Source organism: Vibrio mediterranei (assembly GCF_013364395.1).
GTDB classification, from domain to species: Bacteria; Pseudomonadota; Gammaproteobacteria; order Enterobacterales; family Vibrionaceae; genus Vibrio; species Vibrio mediterranei.
The window spans coordinates 921224-947931 of the sequence record NZ_JABXGK010000008.1 but is presented as its reverse complement, the minus strand read 5'-3'; the positions used below and the strand labels follow the sequence as shown (position 1 = coordinate 947931).

General features: G+C 41.7%; 19 protein-coding genes and 1 pseudogene. 13 read left to right on the top strand and 7 right to left on the bottom strand.

Annotated features, from left to right (window positions below):
* The first annotated feature begins 25 nt into the window (after nucleotides 1-25).
* Complete coding sequence (locus tag HOP38_RS21350; RefSeq protein WP_242456566.1) at nucleotides 26-3190, top strand: response regulator; 3165 nt, start codon at nucleotides 26-28, stop codon at nucleotides 3188-3190.
* 172 nt (nucleotides 3191-3362) lie between these two features.
* The gene (locus tag HOP38_RS21345) at nucleotides 3363-4277 is read left to right on the top strand and encodes an alpha/beta fold hydrolase (RefSeq protein ID WP_198558925.1); all 915 of its coding nucleotides are present in this window, start codon (nucleotides 3363-3365) and stop codon (nucleotides 4275-4277) included.
* 49 nt (nucleotides 4278-4326) lie between these two features.
* Here HOP38_RS21345 and HOP38_RS21340 read toward each other — a convergent pair whose 3' ends face one another.
* Together HOP38_RS21340 and torT are read right to left on the bottom strand one after the other, a co-directional pair.
* The gene (locus HOP38_RS21340; protein WP_006074898.1) at nucleotides 4327-4782 is read right to left on the bottom strand and encodes a methylglyoxal synthase; all 456 of its coding nucleotides are present in this window, start codon (nucleotides 4780-4782) and stop codon (nucleotides 4327-4329) included.
* Nucleotides 4783-4927: 145 nt separating this feature from the next.
* Nucleotides 4928-5920 (bottom strand): TMAO reductase system periplasmic protein TorT, encoded by a 993-nt coding sequence (gene torT, locus HOP38_RS21335; protein WP_198558924.1) that lies wholly within the window; start codon nucleotides 5918-5920, stop codon nucleotides 4928-4930.
* Between the two features lie 92 nt (nucleotides 5921-6012).
* Here torT and torS point away from each other — a divergent pair, with 92 nt between their 5' ends.
* The 3 genes from torS (at nucleotide 6013) to HOP38_RS21320 (ending at nucleotide 9904) form a co-directional block, all read left to right on the top strand.
* Nucleotides 6013-8934 carry a TMAO reductase system sensor histidine kinase/response regulator TorS gene (gene torS, locus HOP38_RS21330; RefSeq protein ID WP_198558923.1) on the top strand — a complete coding sequence of 974 codons (2922 nt, stop codon included), beginning with the start codon at nucleotides 6013-6015 and terminating at the stop codon, nucleotides 8932-8934.
* A gap of 74 nt (nucleotides 8935-9008) precedes the next feature.
* Entirely contained in the window at nucleotides 9009-9362 is a 354-nt protein-coding gene (locus HOP38_RS21325; protein WP_062461522.1) for a hypothetical protein, read from the top strand.
* A gap of 77 nt (nucleotides 9363-9439) precedes the next feature.
* Complete coding sequence (locus HOP38_RS21320) at nucleotides 9440-9904, top strand: RES family NAD+ phosphorylase (protein ID WP_006074902.1); 465 nt, start codon at nucleotides 9440-9442, stop codon at nucleotides 9902-9904.
* Between the two features lie 51 nt (nucleotides 9905-9955).
* Here the strand turns inward: HOP38_RS21320 and HOP38_RS21315 are convergent, their stop codons facing one another.
* From HOP38_RS21315 to HOP38_RS21305, 3 genes are all read right to left on the bottom strand, one after another.
* Nucleotides 9956-10141: a hypothetical protein gene (locus HOP38_RS21315; protein WP_006074903.1), complete on the bottom strand. Its 186-nt coding sequence runs from the start codon at nucleotides 10139-10141 to the stop codon at nucleotides 9956-9958.
* A 30-nt stretch (nucleotides 10142-10171) separates the two neighbouring features.
* A complete protein-coding gene (locus HOP38_RS21310; RefSeq protein WP_198559368.1) occupies nucleotides 10172-12526 on the bottom strand; it encodes a fatty acid cis/trans isomerase in 2355 nt (784 codons plus the stop codon).
* A gap of 151 nt (nucleotides 12527-12677) precedes the next feature.
* Nucleotides 12678-13910 carry an L-lactate MFS transporter gene (locus HOP38_RS21305; RefSeq protein WP_198558922.1) on the bottom strand — a complete coding sequence of 411 codons (1233 nt, stop codon included), beginning with the start codon at nucleotides 13908-13910 and terminating at the stop codon, nucleotides 12678-12680.
* Between the two features lie 508 nt (nucleotides 13911-14418).
* On the opposite strand from HOP38_RS21305, the gene HOP38_RS21300 reads away from it, so the two are divergent.
* From HOP38_RS21300 to HOP38_RS21290, 3 genes are all read left to right on the top strand, one after another.
* Entirely contained in the window at nucleotides 14419-14784 is a 366-nt protein-coding gene (locus HOP38_RS21300) for a hypothetical protein (protein WP_006074906.1), read from the top strand.
* A gap of 212 nt (nucleotides 14785-14996) precedes the next feature.
* Nucleotides 14997-17030, top strand: coding sequence for a TonB-dependent hemoglobin/transferrin/lactoferrin family receptor (locus HOP38_RS21295; RefSeq protein ID WP_006074907.1), 2034 nt, complete (start codon nucleotides 14997-14999; stop codon nucleotides 17028-17030).
* 116 nt (nucleotides 17031-17146) lie between these two features.
* Nucleotides 17147-18034 (top strand): LysR family transcriptional regulator, encoded by an 888-nt coding sequence (locus HOP38_RS21290; protein ID WP_006074908.1) that lies wholly within the window; start codon nucleotides 17147-17149, stop codon nucleotides 18032-18034.
* 9 nt (nucleotides 18035-18043) lie between these two features.
* On the opposite strand, the gene HOP38_RS21285 is transcribed toward HOP38_RS21290, so the two are convergent.
* Complete coding sequence (locus tag HOP38_RS21285; protein WP_198558921.1) at nucleotides 18044-20728, bottom strand: bifunctional acetate--CoA ligase family protein/GNAT family N-acetyltransferase; 2685 nt, start codon at nucleotides 20726-20728, stop codon at nucleotides 18044-18046.
* 244 nt (nucleotides 20729-20972) lie between these two features.
* On the opposite strand from HOP38_RS21285, the gene HOP38_RS21280 reads away from it, so the two are divergent.
* Both HOP38_RS21280 and HOP38_RS21275 read left to right on the top strand, forming a co-directional pair.
* Nucleotides 20973-21563 carry an SPOR domain-containing protein gene (locus HOP38_RS21280; protein ID WP_031493192.1) on the top strand — a complete coding sequence of 197 codons (591 nt, stop codon included), beginning with the start codon at nucleotides 20973-20975 and terminating at the stop codon, nucleotides 21561-21563.
* Nucleotides 21564-21727: 164 nt separating this feature from the next.
* Nucleotides 21728-22723, top strand: coding sequence for a D-alanine--D-alanine ligase (locus HOP38_RS21275; RefSeq protein ID WP_124942084.1), 996 nt, complete (start codon nucleotides 21728-21730; stop codon nucleotides 22721-22723).
* On the opposite strand, the gene HOP38_RS21270 is transcribed toward HOP38_RS21275, so the two are convergent.
* Entirely contained in the window at nucleotides 22720-23679 is a 960-nt protein-coding gene (locus HOP38_RS21270) for a tyrosine-type recombinase/integrase (protein WP_198558920.1), read from the bottom strand. The genes HOP38_RS21275 and HOP38_RS21270 overlap by 4 nt on opposite strands.
* A gap of 97 nt (nucleotides 23680-23776) precedes the next feature.
* Between HOP38_RS21270 and HOP38_RS21265 the strand changes: the two genes are divergently transcribed.
* The 3 genes and pseudogenes from HOP38_RS21265 to HOP38_RS21255 all read left to right on the top strand — a co-directional run bounded on the left by HOP38_RS21265 (nucleotide 23777) and on the right by HOP38_RS21255 (nucleotide 26155).
* A complete protein-coding gene (locus HOP38_RS21265) occupies nucleotides 23777-24151 on the top strand; it encodes a DUF3319 domain-containing protein (protein ID WP_124942082.1) in 375 nt (124 codons plus the stop codon).
* A gap of 1 nt (nucleotide 24152) precedes the next feature.
* Nucleotides 24153-24464 (top strand): stress response translation initiation inhibitor YciH, encoded by a 312-nt coding sequence (gene yciH, locus HOP38_RS21260; protein ID WP_038226864.1) that lies wholly within the window; start codon nucleotides 24153-24155, stop codon nucleotides 24462-24464.
* Between the two features lie 337 nt (nucleotides 24465-24801).
* Nucleotides 24802-26155, top strand: a pseudogene (locus HOP38_RS21255) (ISNCY family transposase).
* Nucleotides 26156-26708: the final 553 nt, after the last annotated feature.

Below are 26708 nucleotides of genomic sequence, written 5' to 3'. Positions count from 1 at the left end.
ATCTAAACTTTAGTTGGGCAAGGGAATGAGGCAACTTAACTTTTGGAATAACTTGTCGGTTCAACGCAAAATGGTTTTACTTGTGTTGTTACCGATAGTGCTGATTATTTTCTTGGCATCTCGTCAGATTTCTACCCTAAATCTCCAACTAAACAACCTTGAAAAAGTAGAAGCGTTAGTACGCTTTTCTGAAATTCTTTCCGATACACAATCACAGTCAAATTCTACGCGACTTGAAAAGGCGACTGTTGAGCTTTCCCCTGTGCTTGATTCTCTCCAACAATATGCGGCAAAAATATACGGTGTAGAAGATTTAAAGCGGATTGATAACCTTCTTGTTGATTATTTTGAAACGCTTGAATCGATTAGAGATAGCCAAGATATAACGGAGACCCATGAGCTAGTTGATTGGCAAAATGAGAGTTACAAGCAATTACTGTTGTTCGTAGAGAAAACTCCATTAACGGCTGTTATTCCACAAGTCGATGGGCACTTGGTATCTCTCGCACAGTTAGAGTGGCTAATGTTCTGGGCTGGAGAAGAAATCTGGCAGATCAATGCGTTAGTAAATGGCAATCAACTAAACAGTGAAGCTATGCTATCAGCAAGAGAGTCGATAATTAACTTAGTGCAGAGCCAGCAACTTTTTGTAGAAAGGTTTATCGCGATAAATGCGGATGAAACTCAAGTTAGTTTGCTATTGAAAGCCTTTTCTAACGCTGCTTTTGAGCAGAGCAGTGTTTTTAGAGAGCAGCTTTTAAATACCAAGAGTGCAAACGCTTTATCTGTAGCTGATATTAAGCTTGGAATGGAAGCGCTAGACTTGAGGCTCAATCTAATTCAGGGCGTGTCTCAGTCTATTGAGGTACAACTTAGAAGTGAAATTAGAGAACTTGTCTCTGGCTTTGAAAAACAAAGACTGCTGTTTTTAACACTAGTTGGCGTTCTAACCATCTTAGTGGTCGGTATTGGGATAAGTCTTGCTCATCGTGTAACTCGTAATTTGAGTTTGGTTCTATCTTACTTGGAGAATGAAAAAAGTACTGGAGACATACCGCTTACGGCTCGAATTGGCGGTAAAGACGAATTGAGCCGCTTTGCACGTGAGGTCGAAAGGTTGACGAACGAACAGCAAGAGAGTCAACGTAAGCTGCTTGAAGCTAAAAACGCAGCCGAGCATGCGAAAGAAAATGCCATCGAAGCAAGTAAAGCAAAGAGTAGTTTTTTAGCAAACATGTCACATGAAATTCGTACCCCTCTAAACGGTGTTATTGGTATTTCTGAAGTCTTGTCTGATACAGACTTGACTGCTACTCAAAAAGATTACGTTGATACGATTGAGACCTCATCCCAGCTGCTATTAAGCCTAATCAATGACATCCTAGACTTTTCGAAGATTGAATCAGGGATGCTTCAAATCAACCCACACTCCACTTCTATACGGGAAACGATTTATGACATCGCATCGATCGTGGCACCAAAAGTCAAAGAGAAAGGCATAGAGCTAAACGTTGATATCGACCAGAACGTTCCGTTTCGTGTTCTTGCTGATGATCATCGCATGCGTCAAGTGTTAATGAACTTTATGTCTAATGCCGTTAAATTCACTGATAAAGGTAGTGTTACCATAGGAGTACACTATCAAGGCGAGTCTAATAACATGGCGTCGTTGATGTTTGAAGTTCAGGATTCGGGTATTGGCATCGACAAAGAAAGGCAATCCAAAATCTTTGAAGCGTTTGCTCAAGAAGATGACTCTACAACGCGACAGTTTGGAGGTACGGGTCTTGGATTAGCGATCAGCACTCAATTGATTGAATTAATGGGAGGGGAAATCCGACTTGATTCAGTGAAGGGAGTAGGGAGTCGCTTTTACTTCACACTAGATTTAGCCATTGATGAAAAAGAGTATCAGCACCGCAGTCCATTACTCTTCGATGAGCTCGTTATTGTTTGTGATGCGCCGGCCTATGAACGCCGTTTACGTACTGAGCTCGACTTTTATCAGCTGAACATCGCTCGGGTTTGCCGTTCAATTCAAGAGGCTGACTTGCTCAATCCACAGAAGAAAACTTTATTAATTTATGTTGAAGGTGGAGATGTCAGTTCTGATAAGGATGAAACACGCTTTGCAGAGATCCAAGCTAACCGAACGGCAATATGTTTAATCAGACAGTTTGAAAGCTCGAATAAGGACTTTGGCAATAACATTTGCGCACTCATTACTTACCCTTTACTGGGTAATCGACTTTTGAAATCGCTCGAGGCGTGCTGTCGGACGTTAGATAAAGGGCTAGCTACTCCAAACATCGACACTTATGCTACTAAACGAGTCAAAGTCTTATTAGTTGAAGATAATATCGTGAATCAAAAAGTAGCTAGCCTGCACCTTAATAAAATGGGGCTTGAATATGATGTTGCGAACAACGGTGTAGAAGCTATTGAGCATTATAAGAAAGATACGAGCTACGCGTTTATTTTGATGGACTGTATGATGCCTATTATGGACGGATTCGAAGCGACAGAAAAAATACGCAGTTACGAATCTGATAATCATCTACCTCGTACTCCGATTATTGCTTTGACAGCTAGTGTAGTCGATGATGACATTCAGAAGTGTTTTGATTCGGGTATGGATGATTATGTTCCTAAGCCCTTCAAAGCCGAAATACTCAAAGAAAAGATCGTGTCGGCGATTGAGCTTAAAGGCGCGGTTGATAGTCCCATCGTACTCGATAACAAGATATCGATTGAACAGACACCTAAATCTAATCCAGCACCGGCAGAAGCTCAGTCAGTGTCTGATTCTCACTCTTCTGGAAGAGTTCTGTTGGTGGAAGATAATTTAGTTAATCAGAAGGTTGCATCACTACATCTCAAAAAAGCTGGGTTTGATTACGTGATAGCGGCTGATGGCCAAGAAGCATTGGAGCTATTTATCAGTCAAGGTAAGTTCGATGTCATTTTGATGGACTGTATGATGCCAATAAAGGATGGCTTTCATGCAACACAGGATATACGCTCGTACGAGAAAGAGAATGGATTGAACCCAACGCCAATAATCGCGTTAACAGCCAGTGTGGTCGATGATGATATTCAGAAGTGTTTTGATGCAGGAATGGATGCTTATGTGCCAAAGCCTGTTCGTAGAGAAAAACTCCTACATGAAATGAACAACTATCTGTCTTAGTTTTTCTAGACCTAGTCTTTTTAACAATGGCATTGCGGGGACACATATAACGTCACGAAAGATAGCAATGCCATTGTACTATTAAATAAAGGCATACTTTGTTCGCTTTATTAGGTGAACCATCACAACGAAACACCTACTATGAGTAAACCTAAATTACGCGAGTGTTTCGATGCTACTTATCTCTATTTCAATTCTTATATTTGCTGCTTTATTGTTACCCATTATTCGTAATACAGAGAAGGGTTCCCTCGACCAATATAGTCGAGCTCTGGTGCCTGGGAGAGTGATTAAACTGTCAGAGGGTTATGTTCATTATGAATTACAAGGTGACGAATGTGGCGAGGTAGTGGTTCTGGTTCATGGTTTTTCCGCACCCTCATATATGTGGGAGAAAAACATATCTTCGCTTGTTAGTGCAGGCTACAGAGTGCTTACGTTTGATTTGTATGGACGCGGTTTCAGTGATCGACCTAATACAACCTATGATTGCCAACTATTTGTTAACCAGATAGAACAGTTAACACAGGCAGTTGTGCCGAAGGATAAATTTCACTTGATTGGTTTGTCTATGGGAGGCGCAATAGTGTCGGGCTACACTTCAACATTCCCACACAAAGTACTGAGTGTGGGTTACATTGCACCGTTTAATCAGCCTATTGACCTTGGTCCATTGACATTACCTGTCATTGGCAAATGGCTTGGATATAGTTTCTTTATTCCGAAGCTTGCCGCCAATCAACTTAATGATTTAGTCTATCCGGAAAAACAGCCAAATTGGGAAAAGAGGTTTGCAGAGCAAATGCAATACAGAGGTTTCAGAAGAGCCATTATCGATACGGCTATTAACCTAATTTCCAAAGACCCTAGCGAAGATTATAAAGTAGTCGGGCGAAGTGGCATAAACAAATTGGTTATTTGGGGTGATCAAGACAAAGTAATACCAGTTAAAGATGCTAGCAGGGTAGTTGACATGTTGGGTGAAAAAACAACATTAGTGTTATTGAAGAATGCTGGTCACGTATTACAGTTTGAGGCGGCTGAGCAAGTGAATGTTGCACTGTTGGAACATTTAGCTCGGAGTTAAAGTAGCAAATTGACAGCGCCAGTAAGTTACTGGCGCTTTGTTTGAATGCCTAGACTCGCTCAGCTAAATACGCATCGTAATCTGGAACTTCGATTTCAACTTCTTGCTCTAGAAGGTTGGACTCAAACAAGAAGTTGGCCGTTGCACGGTTTGTGGCGACAGGGATATTCCAAACGCTAGCGATACGCAGTAGGGCTTTAACATCAGGATCATGCGGCACCGCGTTTAGTGGGTCCCAGAAGAAAATCAGCATGTCTAATTTACCTTCAGAGATCAACGCACCGATTTGTTGGTCGCCACCCATTGGGCCACTAATCATACTTTTGATTGCTAAGCCGGTCTCTTTACTTAACATGTGGCCAGTGGTGCCAGTGGCGTACAAAAAGTGACCTTGTAACTTTTCTTTGTTCTCTTGTACCCAACGCAGCAATTCTGGTTTGTAATGGTCATGTGCGACCAATGCAATGTGTTTATGTGCTGGCATGGTACGAATGGTTTTTTGCATTTGACTCAATTCCTAAGTGTTTATCTTCCAATTCCAATAACCGAGTATTGTCACATTGATTATTGGAATTGAAAGGTATTCAGATACTTTGATGTTAATAGTTGTATTACTCAGTATCAATGAAGATAACTGATATCTGTGACAGTTAATCTCCTTGGACTGAGAAGACAGGTCGGTAGCCTGTAGGAGATAGTGATTTTTCAATCGCTAGACTCGATAAGTGTGTCGGTGAAAGTACTTCAATACTCGGTGCTTGGTCTTTTTGAAATGGAATACCTCTCAAGTAAAAAGTGGCTTGGAGCAATGAGAGGCGACCTTGTTCAACCATTTTGTCTGTTGGAGCTAGTTGAACTTTATCTCGCAGTAACCCACGGTAAACACCGTGACTGAGGTAGATGGACAAAAGCTCAATACTATCTTCTTTCCCAGAACTTCGTAGTTCACTGATTGCTGCTTCAATCGCAACAGCGCTCCCAACAATATAGGCCAGACTATCGTGGTCCTCTATAACCTTTTGAACCAAGTTACGCTGTAACTCTTTGTCATTGTCAGCCCATAGAGTTTCTACTACATTGATGTCGCTATCTTTGATAGCTTCGAGAAACCCAAGAATGACGGGCTTCGTGCCACCACTAGAGCGAGGACCAGGTAGCAATGCTACAGGGGTGTTTCCTGAGCCCTTGGGGTGTTTCTTGGCAAGATAATCTCCAACTCTGTAACCCATCCAATACCAATCAACGCCAACCACGCCTTTCACGTGTTTAGATTGTTGTTTGTCGACGACAAGGTGATTAACGGTTGCAAAAACTGGTACATCACCTGTATAGACCGATAAATCGTGTGTGAATGCGGTAGGCGAGACGGTGCCCAGTATAATGGCATCCGCGTTCCATTGACGACAAGCACTTAACTGAGCCCTTTGTTTATCAATATTAGGGTAGCCACCAGACTCTAACACTTTCAACTCTACTTTTTGCTCTTTGGCTTCTTGAACCATGCCGTAGTTAACGGATAGCCAATAGGAATCTTTGAGGTGAGGATAAATTGCACAGATCTTTTCTTGAGACGCGATGGCTTGCGAGCTAGAAATGAGCAAGGCAGCAGAGAAAATGGAATGGAATATGTTTTTTTTTGACATTGGTTAATCGTTTAGTGGCATCTCTATCTTCAACACTGCAAAATATAGCGTACTATCAAAGAGTAAAGAAGTGGATTCTGCCGGAGTGGTTAATGTTACTCGCTAAAGCCAGTATTGGCCGTAAATTATTATTCTCGTTTCTTGTTATGGCGATGTTGGTTCTGTTATCAACGGCTATTGGTGTATCAGGGTTCTCTTTTGTTGCTAAAACAGAGCGCAATGTAGTCGATACCGCTATTCCTTCAATGCTCGAAGCGCGTGAAGTATCAGAGTTGAGTACTCGTATCATCGCTTCTGTCCAAACCTTGTCTAATGCGAAAACCAAAGAACAACACCAAGAAGCCGGCAAGGTGTTATTTTCACGCTTAGAAGCGCTCCTCACTCATATAAAAACGTTAGGTTCAGACTCATTTGATTCGCAATTGCTCAACGAGCTTGAGAACTATGTCCAATCAATTATTGATAGTCTTGTCGAGCTTGGAGTTGCTGTGGAGCAATCTATTACATTGGATCAGTCTATTGATGATGAAGTCGAGCTTCTAAGAGTAAAAGCAGAAGAACTCGAGCAGCTAACGCGCACTCAGGTTCTTAACACCAGTACTATCGCCGTTGCGAACGTCACTCACATATATCGCTTACTGGAGCAAGAAAATAAAGCCGATGCCCTAGATGCGCTAGACAGTTTGGTAGAAGTCGACCTTGACTTGTCGGAACGATTACATGAGTTGCACTTATTGGCTTTTAAGACTCTAAATCAAATTGAGGAGAGTCGTACCGTTTCAGATCTCGGCCGAATTGAAGAACTGCAGAAGGACTACCAAAACAACATCAGTATTATGACAAGACGAGTCAAAGGGGTTGAAGACCCAGCTCGTTCTAAGCAAATGAGTGAGCTTTTGGCTGAACTATCTCAAGGAAAGCGCGTTTTCTCATTACTTACTCAGAAACACAATGTTAGACAACGCTCTAAGACGTTGATGCAAGAGACCCTAGAACAGTTTACGTCGTTAAACTCCACGGTGTCTAAGTTGGTCGATCAATCAAATGCGGCGACCACGAAAGCAGTGGCTGAGCTATCTTCGACATTAAGTTTTGCGCAATGGACGTTAACTCTTTTATCTATTGCAGGTTTTGTCGTTGTTGTTTTGATTGTATGGCGAGTGGTTTATGTGTCCGTAGTGAAACGTCTAGGTGAATACTCATCAGCACTACTTTCCATTGCTAAAGGCCAGTTAAAGGTGGATGTCACCGTCAAGGGTAATGATGAACTTGCTCATATGGGACAAGCCATCATCACCGCTCGCAATACTGCTCAGGCACTTAAAGTGGTTGCTGAGGCCGAAGCAGCGGCAAAAAGAGAGCTTCAAGAGCACAAAGAACATCTTGAAGAGATTGTGGCGGATCGAACGCTACAACTTCAGAAGAGTAATGAACGATTAAATCAAGAAGTTCTTAACCACGCTAAAGCGAGAAATGCTGCGGAACAGGCCAACCGCGCTAAATCAGCATTCTTGGCGACAATGAGTCACGAAATACGCACTCCTATGAATGGAGTTCTAGGTACAGCGGCTTTAATGGAAGAGACACCACTAAACAACCAGCAACAGAAGTTTCTGGATGTCATTAATCGAAGTGGTCAGAACCTGCTTGCGATTCTCAATGATGTGCTCGATTACTCTAAAATAGAAGCAGGGCATTTAGAAATCAGAAATAAGCCGTTTGATCTTTATCGTATGATCCAAGACTGCTATCAACTTATGTTAGGCAAAGCTTTAGAGAAAGGTCTCGACTTTAAATTTCATATCGAAAGTGACGTGTCTGATGTCTATTGTGGCGATGTAACTCGATTAAGCCAAGTGCTTAATAATCTCGTTGGTAATGCTATTAAGTTTACACCTTCCGGCCAAGTAGATATATACGTCTCACTCGATCCAGATGACGAAACGTGTGTCATGATTGAGGTCTCAGATACAGGAGTTGGTATCAGCCCTGAGGATCAGCTCAATCTATTTGACGCATTTACTCAAGCTGAAAATGGGTATTCGACTGCAGGCGGCACTGGGCTTGGCTTAGCGATCAGCCAAAAATTGGTCAAAGCGATGAATGGGGCAATTTACGTTGACTCCTACTTAGAAGAAGGTAGCCGCTTTTGGTTTGTTGTTCCACTGGAGCAATGCACTATAGATAAACAAGAAATAATCCAACCGCTTGGTATCACTAAAACGGTAAATGGCCGCATCCTGTTGATTGAAGATAATGCGGTTAACGCAATGGTGGCTGAAGGCTTTTTAATGAATATGGGACACCATGTCATTTGCGCTGAAAGTGGCCATGATGCAAAACATATTTTTTCTCATAACGACTTTGATATCGTCCTAGTTGATATCAACCTTCCTGACTGCAATGGCGTTGACCTAATGCATCAACTCCGTGAAATCGAAGATTCTCAAGCACAAAAACATCATGCGCCTATGATCGCCGTTTCTGCTCACGTATTTAGTGAGGAAGTTGAGAGCTACTTAGAAGCAGGTTTTGATGGCTACCTTCCGAAACCCGTAGATAGGGAAGCGTTAAAAGAGATGATACAAACGAAGTTAAAAGGCTGCGATTTCGAAATGAAAAATGAAGAACATGTAATTTCTACTCATGAAGAACCTGCTATTGAACAAACGGGTATTATCGATCCTAGTGTTATTGAGGCAGACATCAAAGTGCTAGGAATCGAAAGAATGGCCAAGATTGTAGACGCATTTACTCGTACAAGTGAGCAGACATTACACGAGTTAGAACAAGCCGCACAAATTGATAATGCTAAAGATATTAAGGAGTTAGCCCACAAAATGAAGGGCTCTGCAGGCTCTCTTGGCTTAAGTAGACTTTTTGAAATCTGTTTATCCATCGAATCTTCAGAAGATCAACTTGGACGATATTTAGAACTGCTGGAACCTTTGGTTGCGGCTCAGAGAATGTCCGTAGACTCACTGATAGTAGTACTGGATAAATACACAGGTTGAACCAAAAGGTGACTACTTGCTGATATTGACTTATAATTGACGTAATATCATGTCATTAATTTGTCGAGGTGCCAATGTTGAGTTTACAACGTGAAGGGTTAGAAGATCCCAAACTATGGGCCAACGCGTTTTACACGACAGTTGATCATATCGCTTTATTTGTGGACTTACCTGTTCAGTCATTAAAACGAGTGGACCGCATAAAGCAAGCGAGAATTCAAACCCGTCTTTTAGAGGTCCATGCACTTTTAAGAAGGGTTCAACCTTGGTTTTCGAGTGAGCAAGCGGCTTGGTCATGGTTTATTGGAGAACCGATCGCCTCGTTTGGTAGATTGACGCCTTCAGAGATCATTAAGCAGTATAAAGCTGACGGTGTAGTCGCACTGAACGATTATATTACAGCAAAAGAAATGGGTTCTTTTGAGTGATTTTGAGTCAAACCAACCCATTGATATCCAGCCTGCTTTCTGCACCTTTAACTAGGTATCAAGGCGTTTGTTATCGAATGCACAACCCCGTTTGGGCATGGTCTCCACTAAGTACTGAAGGGGCTGCGCGCGTGGGTGGGCGATTCAATCCTAAGGGATCACCAGCACTTTACTTGAGTTTGAAGCCGGAAACGTGTATTGCCGAGGTAGCTGGTGGTGCATCAACACGTTTGCTCGATCCGATGACGCTATGCTCATACCATATCGACATAAATGGAGTACTCGATTTACGTTTATATTATCAAGAGTTCTCACCTGGTTGGCGACTTGAGCTGTTGAAGAAAAAACAGCCTTTGGGCTGGGCTCTATATCAAGCACTTCAACAACGTCCTGAGGTTAAAGCTTTATTAGTACCTAGCTATCAAATGGTAGGCGAGTATAACTTGGTCGCGTTTCGTTGGGAGGATGGTGAAATCACCTTATATGATCCGGATGGGCGTCTCGCTGCGGTGTATGGTGATCAGCTCACTATTAAATCATGAAACAGAAAAAGGGCTCAAATGAGCCCTTTGCATTAGATTGTCCTTGATGGTTTACCGTTCGTCTTCATAAAAGGTGCGATGTTCAATCGCATAAGGGTCTTCATCAAGTCCTCTGTTTGAGAGTCCTCTCAAATGTTCAAGTTGGTGTTCCAACATATTTACGGCCTCGTAGTCGCCGTCTGAACAGGCAACATATATCTGTTGCTCGATGGCTTCAATGCTATCTTTAATGCTCATCATACACCTCCTAAGAGTTCCGGAGAGCACCTATCTGTTCTCAAATCGATTATAGTCCAAAAGACCAAATTCGATAGGCTGGGTGCGTTGGTAAAACTCATGAACGCGGTCGCTAAAACCCCAGAATTCATTGCTACTACGTCTAACTGCATAATTGTCTAGCAGTTTTATGTAACTCTGTTCATCCTGAATATTTTTAAGTTCGTTAACGAAATTTCTGATTTCGCGCTCTTTGAGAGTTAGGTACGCAGCAGGGTAGCTGCCGATCACTCCACGCACAAATGTGAGACTGTCATTCTTGTAATCGCGGTTTGCTTCTTCTGAAAATAAGCTCGAAATATTAATGTGAGCATTATTGTGCAGTAGCGTAAATAACTGTTCATTACCTGACTCGGTTTCTATCATAACCATAATGATCTGTGGTACGGATTTAAGTCCTTCACCTGTGATGCTATCGATCTGCTGAAGCAAGGCTTCATTTTCTGCAGAAAGACCTGTGTTGACGATTTTAAATCGGTCATGCAGCACTGGCTCAAGTTTGGCTTCAATCTTGTCAAATAGCTCAGATTTGTAATCTGTGGTTAAGTAAAGCTCTTGAGTCGGTTGACTAAATGGTTTGATGTTTCGTTGTAAGAAAGCACTAAATTGCGGACTTTGGTCTTGATACCAACTGCTGAATTCTTCATGTCTAACTGTATTTGGTAACAGAGCCAAAAAGTTACTTTCTCCTTCCATACGCAAGAAGTCCATAAACATACGAGTGATAAGTTGATGGCCAAAGTTCCCATAAACATCAAAGCCTGCGACGAGTAGGTAATGAATACGCTCAAGCAGCGCATAGTCTAAGATCCATGCCGTTTTGGGTTTAGTACCAACTAGGCCTTGAACAACCGATGCACTGTCGAAATGCCTAAAGACGGTTAGCGCAGCATTTGGGTTCTCGCCATCCCCGGTCCAAAGTACATCAGTTGTCAGATGCTTTCCGCCCTTAAACCACGTGTTCATAAACTCAGATTTAGCCTCAAGGTATCGAGCCTGTTGATTCGAATACTTGACCCAGTTAGTGATTGGGACGGTATTGCTTTCTAGCTCACTAGGGAGCTTTAAGTTGTCAGCTTGATCTTGATAAAATTGGCTTACCGCAGGTATATCGGATTTCTCTGGATCTAAAAAGAACACCCAGAAACGATCGTTAATTACATTAAGCGCTAGCTGTCCGCGACAAACAGGCCCTTTGATATACGCCATAATAGTGTTTTGTGCGTTGTCTAACATAAAGCTAAAACGCGCTTTCACAGGTATGTCCTGGAAGGCCGTCATAGGGTTAGCTGCTATATTGATGTCGTAGCTTGGCAAGGCCTGAACGACATAATCCGGTTCAATAAACCATTCATACCATTGTTCCAATTTCTGATCGTTAAGTGCAAACGGCATATGGGTTTTATCAACAATTGTGCTTCGAACGGGAACAAGACGATAGTAGACACGGTCCACGCCCGGTGCGTCATAAGGCCTTCTGGTGACGATACGTTTTAATGGTTCTCCTGGAGGAGTTGATGAACGAACAATGGTGAAAAATCGACGTTGAGACTCAATCTCTGAAAAATACAAGTGAGACAAATACAAATGTTCATATATATAGCGAGCGGCAAGTTGGTTTTTGCGAGCACTTTTGTTTAATAATACTTCATACTTGTCGACCATCATTTGTTCTTCTGCATTCAGCGGGATAGGCGCGTTCATTTTTGCTCCCGCACTCAACCAAGCAATCAGCGTTTGATACTCCGATGGTTCCAAATTAGGCATGCCAAAAGGCATTCCCCAGAGCGGATAATCTGATTCATAAGCGTCATATTCTTCAATGGTCGGGCAAACTTGAGTGCGATCAATAGAGAAATCAAAACCTTCAAGTTGTGCCGTTTCTGGAAGAGGATGTCTGGCTTTTTGAGTGATCATTCGAGAGACCAGTCCAGCGTCCAAGTTACCAGCTAATGTTTGCTGACGTTCGTTCAAAACAGGAAAGAAACCGATTTCTCGCCACTCAGAGGTATTTTGTGCGTCTTCAAACAATCGCGTTGGTTGAGATGCCGTTAAGCGAGTACCTTGATATACCATTTCTTTACTAGCACCTCGGTCGATTCCATCAACAGAGGATAATTTTAGCTGACAAGGTGCGTCATAGCATGCATGACATACAACACAGCGGTTATCGATGATTGGTTTTACTTCAGTAAGAAAGTAATCCGCAGTGGGCGAGGTTGGGGTAACAGTTCTTTCTCGGACTTCTGGTTTCCCAAATAGCTGGTCATAGTTTAAGCCGGCGTAAGTGGCGCAACCAGAAAACACCAGTACAAGTAAATAAAGGACAATACTTTTCGTTTTCATCATTAGCTCTCAATGCTACGCAAATTGCGTTCAAATTCCTTGTTATGCATAGTGCTAATTTTTGTTAATAAATCAATATTTTTCCAACGTTTAACAAAAAAAAGGCTCAACGGAACGTTGAGCCTTGATGAAACAATATTAGATAGAGCTGTTAAGCCGCTGAAAGTTGCGCCGCTTTTTGCTCTGAAATTGGTTTAGTGATGAAAGACAGAACCACACAAACGCCCATCATTGCAGCTGAAATTGTGTAGGCCAGGTTATAACCGCCGCCGTGAGTCATTGAGTAACCAACGATTGCTGCACCGATTGCACCGCCAATACCCCAAGAGGTGTAAAGTACGCCGTAATTAGTACCGTAGTTCTTAAGACCGTAATATTCCGCAGTTAGAGAAGGGAATACAGCTAGAAGCGTACCGTAACCAACTGCAGCAACAGCGGTACCGATAATTAGCATGAATTCGCTAGTGAAAGTCGAAAACATCACCATGTTTACGCCTTGTAAGATAAACGCAAGCATCAGCGTACGAACGCCACCAATTTTATCCGATAGGATACCCGCTGCAATACGACCACCAGAGTTGAAAATAGCCAGTAATGAAGCTAGGTAAACAGCATTTGGTAAGTTAGCTTGAACACTCGCGATATTTGTGATGTTACCAATGATCATCAAACCGGCTGCCGCTGCAAATGCATACATGATCCAAAGCGAGTAAAATTGAGGTGTTTTAAGCATCGCTTTCCAACCAATATCGGTCGCCTTTTTCACCTGAACTGGTGCTTTGCCTGCTTTTACTTTTGGTTCTTCAGGAATGTAATCTGCTGGTGGGTTATTGATAGTAGCAGCAAGTGGAACCGCAATGATTAAGACACCAACACCTAGAACCATAAACGCAGAACTGATCCCCATTTGTCCAATCAGAGATGAAGTCAAAGGTGCCAGGTAAACCGCAGCTAAACCGAACCCAGCGGCGATTAAGCCATTAACCATACCTTTTTTGGAAGGGTGGAACCACTTCATCGCAGATGGAGAAAGACAAGCGTAGCCAAAACCGATACCTGCGCCAGTGATAACACCAAAGGTAATATTTAGCATTAAAACTGATTGAGCAAAGCTTGACGCGATCATGCCTAAGCCAGTTAGTGCTGCACCTAAAATTAGAATGTTACGTGGACCCATACGGTCTTGAAGAATACCCGCAACTAAAAGACAGATAGAGAAGGTGATGGTTGCAATAGCATAAGGTGAGGATGCATCAGCGGCACTCCAGCCCCATTCGCTAACTAACGCTTTATTGAAGACACTCCAAGCATATAGGATGCCAAGACAAAGGTTGATACAGAATCCAGCAATTAGGATTCGCATAGCTTTATCAATCTTGCTCATTTTGGTTCTCTGATATTTCGAACAACGTTCGGGGGTTAAAAATTCAAATTAAGTTTGCGTTTATCAACATATGTCGCAAATGAGCGCGGATTATAACCAATAAAACTGTGATTGGAATCGATTTCTTTGAATTAGTTCAAATAAACTCACTCATGTAAAATAAGTTACGCTTTCAGGTTAATATTTTGTTTCATCGAAAGTATTCCCGGTGCTGTTCACAGAAATCTAAATTAATCCGAATTCTCTTGCATGTAATTTATTTGTTAATTTGGTTGCAGTTAACGTAGGTAAAATACGTAACATACTGTAAATAAAGGAGAGCAAAGGTAAGTTATGTTAGCTACTTGTTACAACAAAAATGGTGTCGATTTAAACTGGTAAATTGCGTAAAAAACGTGCTTGAATTTCGATAAAATAACACAGACAATACATGTAAAATGAGTTTGCATATTTGAAAAATGGATATTTCAAACACTATTTTTCTATTTTGTTGAGGTAACTTATGTTCATGACTAAGATTTTAATGTTGCTTGGTGTTTCACTTGGAGCAGGTTATGCGGCAGCTGATCACCTTCACTCATACCTTTTAGGCTTATCTATTGCATCACTAGCAGTAGGGGCATGTTACATGATTGCTTTTGCAAGTACTCGATTCCCTCAATTTGCAATGGGCTTGTTGTTGTTAGGTACGATGGCCAAATTGACCGTTACTGTAGTTGGTGTTGGCCTCAGTATCTCAAACGATCTGATCACATCGCCTATTGTTTTTGCGCTTTCATATCTGTTCTACATTATTGCAGTAAGTTATCTGTGGTTTAGCTATAGAGATAGCATTACGCCTACACCTAAAGTAATGAAGTCATCGTTGGCTTAAAGATATCATTCAAAGTTATCTAAAAAAGGAAGGTTTACCTTCCTTTTTTTGTGCCTAAAATCCCATATAAAACAGAATGCACACTGTAGTGTAAATCAATGTAAAGATGAAAATAATTGCCACTAACGCAAGTGGAAATGATAGTAATTCGTATTTATATTTGTAATAATCAACGTCCTTGATGTGATTCGAACAGATATAAAGAAGGAACTATGAAACTTAAACTGTCGATTATCGCTAGCTCAGTGGTGCTAGCACTTTCTTCAAACGCTTTCGCGGAGAATGATGTTTCCTCATTGAATGAGGTCGTAGTGACAGGCTCTCGTGCTGAGAAAACTGATCAAGACAAAACGCGTTCTGTAGCTAAAGTGGACTTAGAAAAACTCGATGAAATCCAACCTAATTCCGTCGCCGAAGCTATAAAGTATGAACCTAACGTGTCCGTAGTAGGTGCAAATGTACCTGGTAATCAATCTATCAATATCCGAGGGTTGAGTGGTAACAAAGTCTTGCAAGTAATTGATGGCAACCGTCAAAACATGCAGTACGGCCATCGACCTACTTACTTTTTAGATCCATCTCTTTTAGGTAGTGTTGAAGTTGTAAAAGGCCCAATCAGTTCGTTATACGGGTCTGGTGCTATAGGTGGCGTAGTAGTACAGAATACCCTGAGCGCTGACGATATCGTTGAAGAAAACGGTTTAGGTGGTCGCGTAAAAGTTGGTTACCAAGACAATGGTGATGTTTGGACAAATACCGCGGCTTTAGCCAACAAAAACGACAACATTGATTGGATTCTCGCTGGTAGCTACAAAGACAGTGGTTACATGAAACAAGGTGATGGTTCTACACTTTACGGTACTGAGGCTACTAACAAAACGGGCCTTGCTAAGTTTAACTGGCAAATCAACGAAGCACACAAACTTGGATTTAACCTCCGTTATGCTGATTTAGATGGTCGCCCACCTGTAGTAGGTGACTCTAGTGGTCAACTTAATGATCCTGATGGCTTGATTAGTCGCCGCACTAAAGATCAATCCTATGGCGTCAACTACGCATTTAACCCTAATAATCCTTGGGTTAACCTAGAAGCCTCCCTATATAGAAATGATACTAAGATCACCGAAAACGACCCCTCTATAGCTGGTGAAGATATATCTCAAGTAAACACCACAGGGTTCAATCTAACGAACCAATCTGAATCAGGGAAATTGAAGTTATTTACCGGTGTCGATGGTTATTTAGATGAGCTAGATGCAACGCGAGCAGCATCAGTTTCGGGAAGACCTGAATTACCTAAAGATGCACAAACTTCAGTAATTGGAGCGTTTGGCTACATCAATTACCAAATTGTGGAATCATTAGTCGCTGACTTGGGCGTCAGATACGATTCTTTCACATCTAAAGCTCAAGGCTATGACGATAATAACCAGTCGGCATGGTCACCATCTGTAGGTTTGTTGTGGCAAGCTAAGCAGTGGATGGCTTGGTCGATTAGATATGACGAAGCGTTCCGAGCGCCTGATACATCAGAGCTTTATATGAGTGGAACACACTTTGCCTTTGGACCTGGTGGTCCTAGCAACATCTTTGTTCCAAACCCAGAACTGAACCCAGAGAAATCTCACAACATCGAGCTTAAGGGACAATTTAACTTTGAAAATGTATTTGCTGATGACTCTTTAGACATAACAGCAGCTGCATTCCAAAACAAAGTTAAAGACTTTATCAACTTAGATGTAGACATGACACCTTCTAGCTCGTGTGGTATTGGTGGTTCGCTTGAGGGGTGTGCAGGTACAAGTAGATCGAGCAATATCGATAATGCAGAACTTACCGGTTATGAAGTAGCAGCGGACTATCGTTGGCAGCAACTATTGGTCGGTTTATCTTATGGTCAAACTCGTGGTAAAGATACCGATACTGATGAATGGATTACTAACATTCCGGCGGATAAATGGGTTGCACATTTACAATATGGTTTTTGGAATATCGACACCAAAATCGGTACTAGGGCTACTTTCGTAAGTGCACAGGATCGAGTTCCAACAGGCTACACCGAGGGGCCATTTGACTCTTACCAACTTGTTGACTTTTATGCATCTTGGGAACCTACAAGCAACCTCGAAGGGCTAAAGGTTGATTTATCTTTAATTAATGCCTTTGATGAAAATTACAGAACAGCATGGACGCAAGTATATCAACCAGGTCGTTCTGTTCGCTTAAATGCTCAATATACATTTTAATATGCTCAGATTTTAAAATGCTATAACGTAGAAAAGCGGCTTCTAAATGAAGTCGCTTTTTTTATTCGCGCTAGGTTGTATTATATATTTATCTGTTTCATTGATAAGGAAGTTAAGTGCATAACCCCATAACACTAGAAGCCCTTCATATTCTTGACGCTATAGAAAGAAGAGGGTCGTTTGCTGCAGCTGCATCAGAACTCGATAAAGCAACGTCATCCCTGAGCTATCAGATTCAAAAACTTGAGCAAGATTTGGATATTATGATCTTTGACCGTTCGGGCCACAAAGCATCTTTAACGGATGCAGGAAAGCTGATTCTAGAGAGAGGACGAGTTATACTCCAAGCTACAGAGAATATGGTCAATGAGGCTCGTTTGCTTGCAAATGGTTGGGAGCTTGACCTTACGATTGCATACGACAGCATTATTCCTGTTGGCAATTTTTTTGATTTAGTTGATAAACTTGGCATGGTGAGCAAAACCAGAATCAAACTAGAGGAAGAGGTATTAGCTGGCTGTTGGGAGTCATTAAATGAAGACCGTTGCGCTTTGTTGGTGTGTCCTCAACCTGAAGTTGTGCCTCAAGGGGTGAAAACACAAATACTCGGCCCTATGTCAATGACTTGGGTCGCTGCAACTGATCATTATGTACATAAACGCAGTGGTGTTTTTGACAGTAGTGCTCGAGAAAAATATCGAGTCATTGCTATCGCTGATACTGCGAGAGAGCAACCTGCATTAAGTGTAAATATTCTAGAGAAGCAACCTCGTCTTACCGTATCAAACTTAGTGACTAAAATAGATGCATTGGTTAAAGGGCTTGGGATTGGGACCTTACCAACACAAGTAGCTGATACTTTGATCAAAGAAGGTAAGCTCAAACGAATCAAAGACACCGATGAAGCGACCATAGATATCGTTATGGCTTGGAAAAGAAACAATATTGGAGAGGCCAAGTCCTGGTGTATACGCCATTTAGCCAACACTTGGGATCTACAATAATTGCTCAAATCATCGATTTAATACTAAAACCATATCTGCCACACCATCTTCGAATTGTACGTCTAGCTCAAAACCCAATTTTTGGGCTAGCGTCAGCATCCCACGGTTTGTTGGCATGGTCATTCCAGAGATCTGTCCGGTGTTCTTGCTTTTACAATAATCAATAATTTTATTCATTAATACACGCCCAAGCCCTTTGCCTTTCAAATCAGAACGTATCAAGATGGCGAACTCGGCGTCAGAATTATCGGGGGTAACTAAAACTCGAGAGACTCCTATGATGTGTGGATTAGCGTAACTAAGGTCGACAGCAACAAATGCCATTTCACGGTCGTAATCGATTTGAGTTAAGTTTGCTAACGCCTCATGGTTAAACTCACCGACATCTGAGAAAAAACGCTTATAAAGGTCTTCTTTGGTGACGTTATTAATGAAATCTGCATGAAAGGGTTCATCCTCAGGTCGAATAGGGCGCAACGAAATTTTTGAGCCATCTTTCAAAGTTATGAGCTCCTCCATCTCGGTAGGATACGGCCTGATTGCAAGCCGAGCTTGAGGTTCTCCTTCGTAGCCTTTTATTACCACTGAAGCATCTAATATAGTGATGTCATCACCATTCAAAAGGAGTGGGTGGATATCTAATTCGTGTATCTCAGGGCAAGCAACAATGATTTGTGAAATTTTCACCAAAAATTGCGCTAAGTTTCCAAGATTTACCGGATTAGGAGATTGCTGGAATCTTAACGTTCCTTTGTTAATTGCATTAATAATTAAGTAACGAGCTAGAGCCATATTGACTGGTGGCAATGCGGTGACCGCCTCTTTTTCAATTTTCCAGTCTGAACCACCTTGGCCTAGAAAGATTGCTGGCCCGAACGTAGCATCAGTGATCACTTTGACGCGAATCTCTTGACCACCTGCAATCTTAGCCATTTGTTGTACCGTCAATCCTTCAATCCTTGCTTCGGGATAGGAGAGCTTGGTGCGGTCGAGTATTGACTGTGCCGCGCTACTGACTTCATTGGCATCTCTCAAGTTTAACATGACGCCATGTATATCAGACTTGTGAGCAATATCAGGAGAACGAAGCTTCACTGTGACAGGGTAACCTATATTTTCTGCTAGATGTATCGCCTCTGTTGGGTCATGAGCCAACCAAGTGGGAAGAGTAGGAAGCTCAAATAAATCAAATAGTTGTTCGCAGATATGAGATTCAAGTTGCGTGAATTCTTTATCTTCGGATATGGATTCAACATGGGATGCGAGCCATTCGTGAGCTTTAGAAAGCTGCTCTGTGGTATACGAGTCTGTCGTTGTTGGTGTTTCCATTAACTGCCATTGATTTCGTCGGTATTCGACCAAATGCATGAAGGCCGTGACTGCGCTCTCAGGCGTTCTGTATGTTGGTATACCATGATTGGTAAATAGAAGGCGGGCGTCTTTAGCTGTCGCCTCCCCAGACCAGTTCGTCAAAACATTAAATCGTTTAGATTTGGGGTGTTTTTGGATCGTTTCAATGAGCTCCGCAGCCGTTTGCTGCGAATCTGCTGTGGCAGATGGGCTATGCATGATTAGAATAGCATCCACATCATCACTGTCTAAGACTATGCTCAGTGCGTCACAGTACCTTTTCGCGGTTGCATCACCGACAAGGTCGATAGGGTTCCCATTGGACCAAGTATCAGGTAGAACCTTAGACAGTCTAGATATTGTGTCATCAGAAAGTTGGGCGATACTGCCGCCTCGATCGGTTAACGTATCCAAAGCCATGTTTGCTGGGCCAATTCCGTTGGTTATTACAGCCAGTCTTTCTCCACGGAGTGGGACGGAATGTGTTAACGTTTCTACTGCTGCGAATAGTTCGTGTGTGTTATTTACCCTAAGCATACCGGCGCGCTGAATCGCCGAGTCGTAAACGATATCAAATGAGTTGGATTCATTGCCTTTGACTAAATTAGTCAGATTGTTTCTACCTGCCTTTAAGACCAGAATCCGACGGTTACGCGATGCCGCACGCGCTGCCGACATAAAACGGCGAGCATCGCGAATAGAGTCTACATACAAAAGAATGGATTCGGTCTTACTGTCTCGAGCTAGGTAATCAAGTAACTCATCGAAATCCACATCCAATCCAGAACCAATGGATAAGAATGCTGAAAAACCTATGCTCTTATCATTGGCCCAGTCAAGTATAGTAGTACAAACCGCTGATGATTGAGATATGAACGCTAGTTTACCTGGCTTACAGTTAACAGGAGAAAATGAGGCATTGAAGTTTTGCCAAGGTAAAAGGATGCCGAGGCTATTTGGACCTAATATACGCATGCCAGACTGCTGCGCTATCTGAAGGCATTTTTGTTCTATCGTTGTCGCATCATCAAACGGACGACTCATATCTGATGCCATTACGATAACGGTTTTAACGCCAGAAATCGCAAGATCATTGAATAAATCTACGTTTCGCTCGCCTTTAGTGCACAAGATAGCTACGTCTGGTTTTAGCGGAAGTTCACTCACTGCGCGATAGCAGAGTATGCCGTTAACAGATTTATATCGAGGATGAACGGGCAAAATCGTACCTTGATAACCTCCCAAGAGAAGGTTTTTAATCACTACGCTACCTGCTCGATGAGGCTTTATCGATGCGCCGATAACAGCAATAGAAGATGGCTTGAAAAGAGTGTCTAACGACATGGTTTACCTCTACAACAGTAAAAGACGACAGTGACCTACAAATGATCCTTATGAGACGTAACTATAGTAGTCTAGGAAGGCATCACTTAGACACTGTTGGCTCCTAAAATTAGACATAACATATTGCTGTACCTCAATTATTGTGTAACATGTCACAGGAAGAAAGGACAGGTGCTGTGAATCTTTGATTCAAGAGAGTTCTGTCTGCATGATTTAGGGAATTATTAACTCAGGCAGTAATAAAATGAAAAAAGTCGTTATTTTAAGTTTAGTTTCATTATTAGCAGCGTGTTCTTCTAGTGAGTATACAACCGAGGTGAAATCTGAAAGTTATCGCGAGGATTACGCACCCGTAGAAACAACGACAGTTGCTCCTGTTGCTGTAGCGGCTACACAAACAGAAGATGTTAAGAAAGAGCCAGCGGCACAGAAAGCCCCCGTGCAAGAGCAAAAAGTGGCTGCAACTACCACGACAACGACCCAAACACAGCCTGCTAAAAATGATGTAGTAAAAATCGTACCACCATCAAAAAAACAAGCTGAGCAAGATTTCCGTTTTGGCTACACAATTCAAGTAGTTGCCGTTGGCAGCCAAGCCAAAGTTGCAACTTTTTCGGATAAACTACCAAAGAACGGCCAGCCAATTTGGCAAAACTACAAGGTAGTAAACGGAACGAAATGGTATTCAATCCTCTTCGGTGACTATGCAACGAAGCAACAAGCGAAGGAAGCTATCGCGACACTGCCAAATGAGTTTAAAAACCTTAAGCCGTTCGTACGTAGCATCGACCAAATCAAGAAGTCGGAATATCCGACATTGAGCAAGCTGAACTAATTGATACTCATACTGTTATAACGCGTTCAATCCAAAATTGAGCGCGTTTTTGTATGTATTATGTGCAGACAGTAACTATGGTGGCAGATTTAACAGATTTAGAACTGAATGTTGTTTCTCGATCGTTTATCATTTAGTGAAAGCAATTTAAGGACAAGCTTAAGATGTCAGAACTCAATATTCTTCTTCTATGTGGTGGTGGCTCTGCTGAGCACGAGGTGTCTCTCGTTTCAGCAAACTTTCTTGAAAGCCAACTCAAACTCAATCCTAGATTCAATGTTACGCGGGTTGAAATAACTCAAGAGGGCTGGAAGTGCAGTGATGGTCATTTAGTTGTCTTAGACCTTAATCAAAAAGCCCTTGTTAATGATCAGCAAACTCTGCACATCGATTACGTTGTTCCTTGTATTCACGGTTTCCCTGGTGAAACCGGCGATATTCAATCTCTTTTTGAGATGGCAGGTATTCCGTATTTGGGCTGTGGCCCTGAAGCTAGCAGCAATAGCTTTAACAAAATCACATCGAAGTTGTGGTATGATACATTAGATATACCTAATACACCTTATCTATTCCTTACCGACAACGATAAAGAAGCTCATGCGAGAGCTACTCAAGCTTTTGAAAAATGGGGAAAAGTATTTGTAAAAGCCGCAAAGCAGGGGTCTTCTGTGGGATGTTACAGTGTAACTAAAATCGAACAGTTGGAGGCCAGTATTGATGCAGCTTTTGGTTATTCGGATCAAGTTGTTATAGAGCAGTCAGTAAAACCAAGAGAGCTGGAGGTCGCGGCTTACGAGTACAAAGGGAAATTGCACATTACCAAGCCTGGTGAAATTATCGCTCCTGATGGTGCGTTTTATACTTATGATGAAAAGTACAGTTCAGACAGTCATTCAACTACAACAGTAGAAGCGAGTGACCTAACAGACGAGCAGTTAAACATTATTCATACCAGTGCAGTCAAAGTATTCACGCAAATGAAGCTCAGACACCTATCAAGAATTGATTTCTTTTTGACCGAAGACAACAAGATTTACCTAAACGAAGTTAACACCTTTCCAGGTATGACACCGATTTCTATGTTTCCGAAGATGGTTGAGCATTCTGGCCTTGAGTTCTCAGAGTTTTTGTCCGACTGCATTGAATCTTCATTCCGTTAATCATAGTTATTGTCGTCTTTAAACTTTGCTTTTTCCTTTTCGGATAGTGTCCGCTTGCCGCTATATTGTAGTGGCATAGCGGGGCTAGCCCATCGACCAAATTCTTGAATTTCTTTTATTTTAAGACCGTCCTGAGCCAACTTTTTAACAGCACCTACACGACACGATTGGGAAGAAAATTTAACTTCAAACGGTAGTTCTAGTATGTCGCAGGCCTGACGTAAGATTCGAAAAATCGAAGAATCATTCAGTTCGTTGTCCTTAATGTTGCCGTGTCGGTCAATACCGGTAAATATAGTAGTGCAGGGTGTTAGTTCGAGCCATCGTAATAAAATGGTGCTTGATTCATTGCTTAATTTGTAAACTGCGCTATCAATCTCCACGAGACACTCATCGTATTCGTTAAGCTTTACATCCATTCGAGATAGTTGACGTAAATCTCGCCGTTTTAATGCGCATTCAAACATCACGCTATATATAGCCAAGTCTCTAATATCTTTTGGAGATTGACTACGTTCAAGTTTTAACCTCAACTGTTTGAGGTGTTCCTGTGTTAATGCTTGAGTTTCTGAGACAGAATCAATGCCTAAAACTCTTATATTTTCAATAATTAAGCCAATTTCTCTCGATTTGACAGGATCTTTAAAATCGAATAAATAGTGTATTAATGATACCGTTACGACGTAACGTTTTATTGTTGAATACTTTCTTGTTCGTCGTTCACGCTCGATAAACGCTTTTAAAGTGGCGACGGAAGCTGGAAGCGATGGGTAGTGAGAACTGAGACAAAAGTCATTGAACAAATTCCAATCTTTGGTCATCGCGATGACGGAATTTTTAGAATAGCGATAGGAAGTTAGTTCATCAAAGGTACTTGTATCTATAGAACCTCTAAGTTTCGCTAAGTATCTGTCAATTTGTTTTGTTTCTGTGATTCTGGGTATGTCTTTTTTCATACTAATGCACTATAACTCGATTGATTGGTTTAGAATAACTGATACCATGTGAAACACAATGTAAAGCATCAACGTACACAATAAGAGATAGATCTTTATGGCTCTAGCGAGTTATCGTGGGTTTACCCTCAAATCCATTGGTACAACAAACCAAGTTTGGAAAGTAACCATTAAAAACAGAGAGTTACAAGGCTCTTTACCTGCGGTTAAAAAAAGCATTGATTGGTGGTGTGATACAGCGTCTATCATAGATCCATCACAGCTGACGCAAGCTGCAACTGAACGCGCGAGCGGGTCTGCCGGCACACAAGAAAATTTTCATGGGTTTACTATAAAGAATGATACAGGTGCAAATAATGCCTGGTACTGTATGTTTAATGGTAAACTTATCAAAGGTGGTAAGCTTGCAATTCAACGACACATTGAAGCTTATCTAATCGCAAAGAAGAAAGCAGAACAAACTAAGAACTAACATGACTCTTGTATATTCAACAGAAACTGGACGCATTAAAGAAGAAAAGCAAAAACCGGAACGTCCAAAAGGCGATGGTATCGTTAGAATTCAAAAACAGACTAAAGGACGCAAAGGTAAAGGTGTTTCAATTGTCACTGGCTTGGACTTAGAGGATGCTGCGCTAAAACTCATTGCAGCGGAATTGAAAAAAGTTTGTGGTTGTGGTGGTTCTGTCAAAGACGGCAACATCGAAATACAAGGTGATGCAAGAGACAAAATAAAAGCCGCATTAGAGAAAAAAGGATATACCGTCAAACTTGCGGGCGGTTAATCCAACAGCGTACAAGCCAGCATAATAATGCTGGCTTTTTTGAGCCTAATAGACACAGAGTTAAACGTAGATTAACTCATGTGATTATTAGGTATTTTATGGTAAATGTCGATTATGGTTAAATCGGGACTAAAACAAGGTAGTAGAGCGGTTCAAGGTAAGGATTTTAAACTCATGCATCTTGTATTTAACATAAGATAGATAATGCGCACTCATCATGTAGGCGCAAAGTTGTAATGTCACTTTTTAGCAAAGTTAAAATGTCTCTTTTTTAGGTTCAACCGCTAACTTCATTCTTATGTGAACTTATTTAAGGAACATTGGGATGTTGGTAACTATGAGTGACAAAGACCTTTCACGATACAAAGTGATCAATGACGTTTGTGAGCGTCGCTTACGACGTTCGGATGCTGCCCAGATCTTAAACTTGAGTGAACGCCAAGTGCAGCGTTTAATGAACCGCTTGCGAGAATCCGGTGCGGCCAGTTTGGTGCACAGTGCTCGTGGCAAGCCCAGTAATAATCGTATATCGAGTGATTATCGTCAGACTATCTTAACGCTTGTTCGTAAACACTATTCGGATTTCGCCCCAACGTTAGCAAGAGAAAAACTTATTGAGATCCATAACTTACCCATTTCTAATGAAACGTTACGTCAATGGATGATTGCTGATGATCTCTGGGTGCCACATGCTCAGCGTCAACCTCGAGTGTACCAACCTCGTCATCGCAGAGACTGCCTAGGAGAACTGGTTCAGATCGATGGTTCTCACCATGATTGGTTCGAAGGTCGAAGTCCAAAATGCTGTCTGCTGGTTTTCATCGACGATGCAACTGGACGATTAATGAACCTGCGGTTTAGTGAAACGGAATCAGCCATTGACTATATGGTAACAACCCGAGAGTACTTAGAGGCACACGGCAAGCCGCTTGCATTCTACAGTGATAGGCACGCTGTGTTTCATAACAGTAATAAGAATGCGGTTGAAGCTAAAAATCCTACGCAATATGGACGCATACTAAAAGAGCTTGGCATCGACTTAATCTGTGCGAACAGCTCACAAGCAAAAGGCCGAGTAGAACGAGCGAACCTAACACTTCAAGACCGCCTCATTAAAGAGATGCGACTACAAGGCATTAACACCATCAAAGAGGCCAATGCCTGGCTTCCCTACTTCATTACGGACTTCAATCAACGCTTTGCTAAACCCGCCAATTACCCAAAAGACATGCACCGTCCTATTAGGGAAACATCCGCAGATTTGGACGATATTTTTGCATGGCAGGTCGTTCGAAAACTATCAAAGTCCTTAACCTTTCAGTACGACCAGATTGTTTATTTGGTTGAAAATATTGAAGAAAAATTCCCGTTTGGTTCATGAAAACGTATTGATTTTAGAGTACCCAAACGGCGACATTAGTGTGAGATACGGACATCGAGCATTGAGATATAAAGTGTTTGATAAACTGACCAAACTTGACCAAGGCCGAGTGGTTGAAAACAAAAGACTGGGACAAGTGTTACGTTTTGCTCAGGATAAACAGGATGAGTTTGAGGTTTCACAAAAACGTAAACGGAACAATAAAACGGCAAGCAGAACGGCGCAAAGACAAGCAATGAATGAGCAGTTACGCGCATTAAATCCTGTTTTAGAGAAGCCCGAACAATTCAAAGCAAGTCATACCAAGTAACCCACTACCCTTAATTCTTTTCTCCCAAAGGTGACATTTCTACTTGGGAGAAAAGAGGACATTTTAAACTGGGATTGACACATCATGAGGTATATACAACGACGTATTAAGGCCTTTGACAACTACCTAAAAACTATCTTCTATGATTCTAGAGATTCTAGAGATTCTAGAGATTCAATTAACACTCTAGTTATCTAAGACCTGACAACGAGTTTGTATAAATCCTTAGGAACATGTTCCTTTCTTAAAAACGAAACCTCACGTTATAGAAACATAATGACGATAAAAAAAGCCACTTGAATGTTGGGGAGTTCAAGTGGCATCCAAAAACACCAGACGGCGTATGTGCAAATATTTTTTATTAATGTTCCCAACTAAAAGCAGCATCACTTTGAAGGAACCTAGATAACCTACCTTAAACTTCTCTCCTTACATAATAACGTTTTAACACGAAACCACATTTATGTTTTGTTACGCACCGTACTGGTTGTTGTCCTAGTTTAGTCTTTTTGGATCGTTGACTTTAACCTTGGAGCAACCTTTATGGTTAACA

Bases quoted from the DNA above. Each gene is read 5' to 3' on its own strand.
- torS (WP_198558923.1), top strand. From the start codon at position 6,013: ATGTTACTCGCTAAAGCCAGTATTGGCCGTAAATTATTATTCTCGTTT.
- HOP38_RS21320 (WP_006074902.1), top strand. From the start codon at position 9,440: ATGCACAACCCCGTTTGGGCATGGTCTCCACTAAGTACTGAAGGGGCT.
- HOP38_RS21300 (WP_006074906.1), top strand. From the start codon at position 14,419: ATGACTAAGATTTTAATGTTGCTTGGTGTTTCACTTGGAGCAGGTTAT.
- HOP38_RS21275 (WP_124942084.1), top strand. From the start codon at position 21,728: ATGTCAGAACTCAATATTCTTCTTCTATGTGGTGGTGGCTCTGCTGAG.
- HOP38_RS21345 (WP_198558925.1), top strand. From the start codon at position 3,363: ATGCTACTTATCTCTATTTCAATTCTTATATTTGCTGCTTTATTGTTA.
- HOP38_RS21280 (WP_031493192.1), top strand. From the start codon at position 20,973: ATGAAAAAAGTCGTTATTTTAAGTTTAGTTTCATTATTAGCAGCGTGT.
- HOP38_RS21305 (WP_198558922.1), bottom strand. From the start codon at position 13,910: ATGAGCAAGATTGATAAAGCTATGCGAATCCTAATTGCTGGATTCTGT.
- HOP38_RS21325 (WP_062461522.1), top strand. From the start codon at position 9,009: ATGTTGAGTTTACAACGTGAAGGGTTAGAAGATCCCAAACTATGGGCC.
- HOP38_RS21315 (WP_006074903.1), bottom strand. From the start codon at position 10,141: ATGAGCATTAAAGATAGCATTGAAGCCATCGAGCAACAGATATATGTT.
- torT (WP_198558924.1), bottom strand. From the start codon at position 5,920: ATGTCAAAAAAAAACATATTCCATTCCATTTTCTCTGCTGCCTTGCTC.
- HOP38_RS21270 (WP_198558920.1), bottom strand. From the start codon at position 23,679: ATGAAAAAAGACATACCCAGAATCACAGAAACAAAACAAATTGACAGA.
- HOP38_RS21285 (WP_198558921.1), bottom strand. From the start codon at position 20,728: ATGTCGTTAGACACTCTTTTCAAGCCATCTTCTATTGCTGTTATCGGC.
- HOP38_RS21340 (WP_006074898.1), bottom strand. From the start codon at position 4,782: ATGCAAAAAACCATTCGTACCATGCCAGCACATAAACACATTGCATTG.
- HOP38_RS21265 (WP_124942082.1), top strand. From the start codon at position 23,777: ATGGCTCTAGCGAGTTATCGTGGGTTTACCCTCAAATCCATTGGTACA.
- HOP38_RS21295 (WP_006074907.1), top strand. From the start codon at position 14,997: ATGAAACTTAAACTGTCGATTATCGCTAGCTCAGTGGTGCTAGCACTT.
- HOP38_RS21350 (WP_242456566.1), top strand. From the start codon at position 26: ATGAGGCAACTTAACTTTTGGAATAACTTGTCGGTTCAACGCAAAATG.
- yciH (WP_038226864.1), top strand. From the start codon at position 24,153: ATGACTCTTGTATATTCAACAGAAACTGGACGCATTAAAGAAGAAAAG.
- HOP38_RS21310 (WP_198559368.1), bottom strand. From the start codon at position 12,526: ATGAAAACGAAAAGTATTGTCCTTTATTTACTTGTACTGGTGTTTTCT.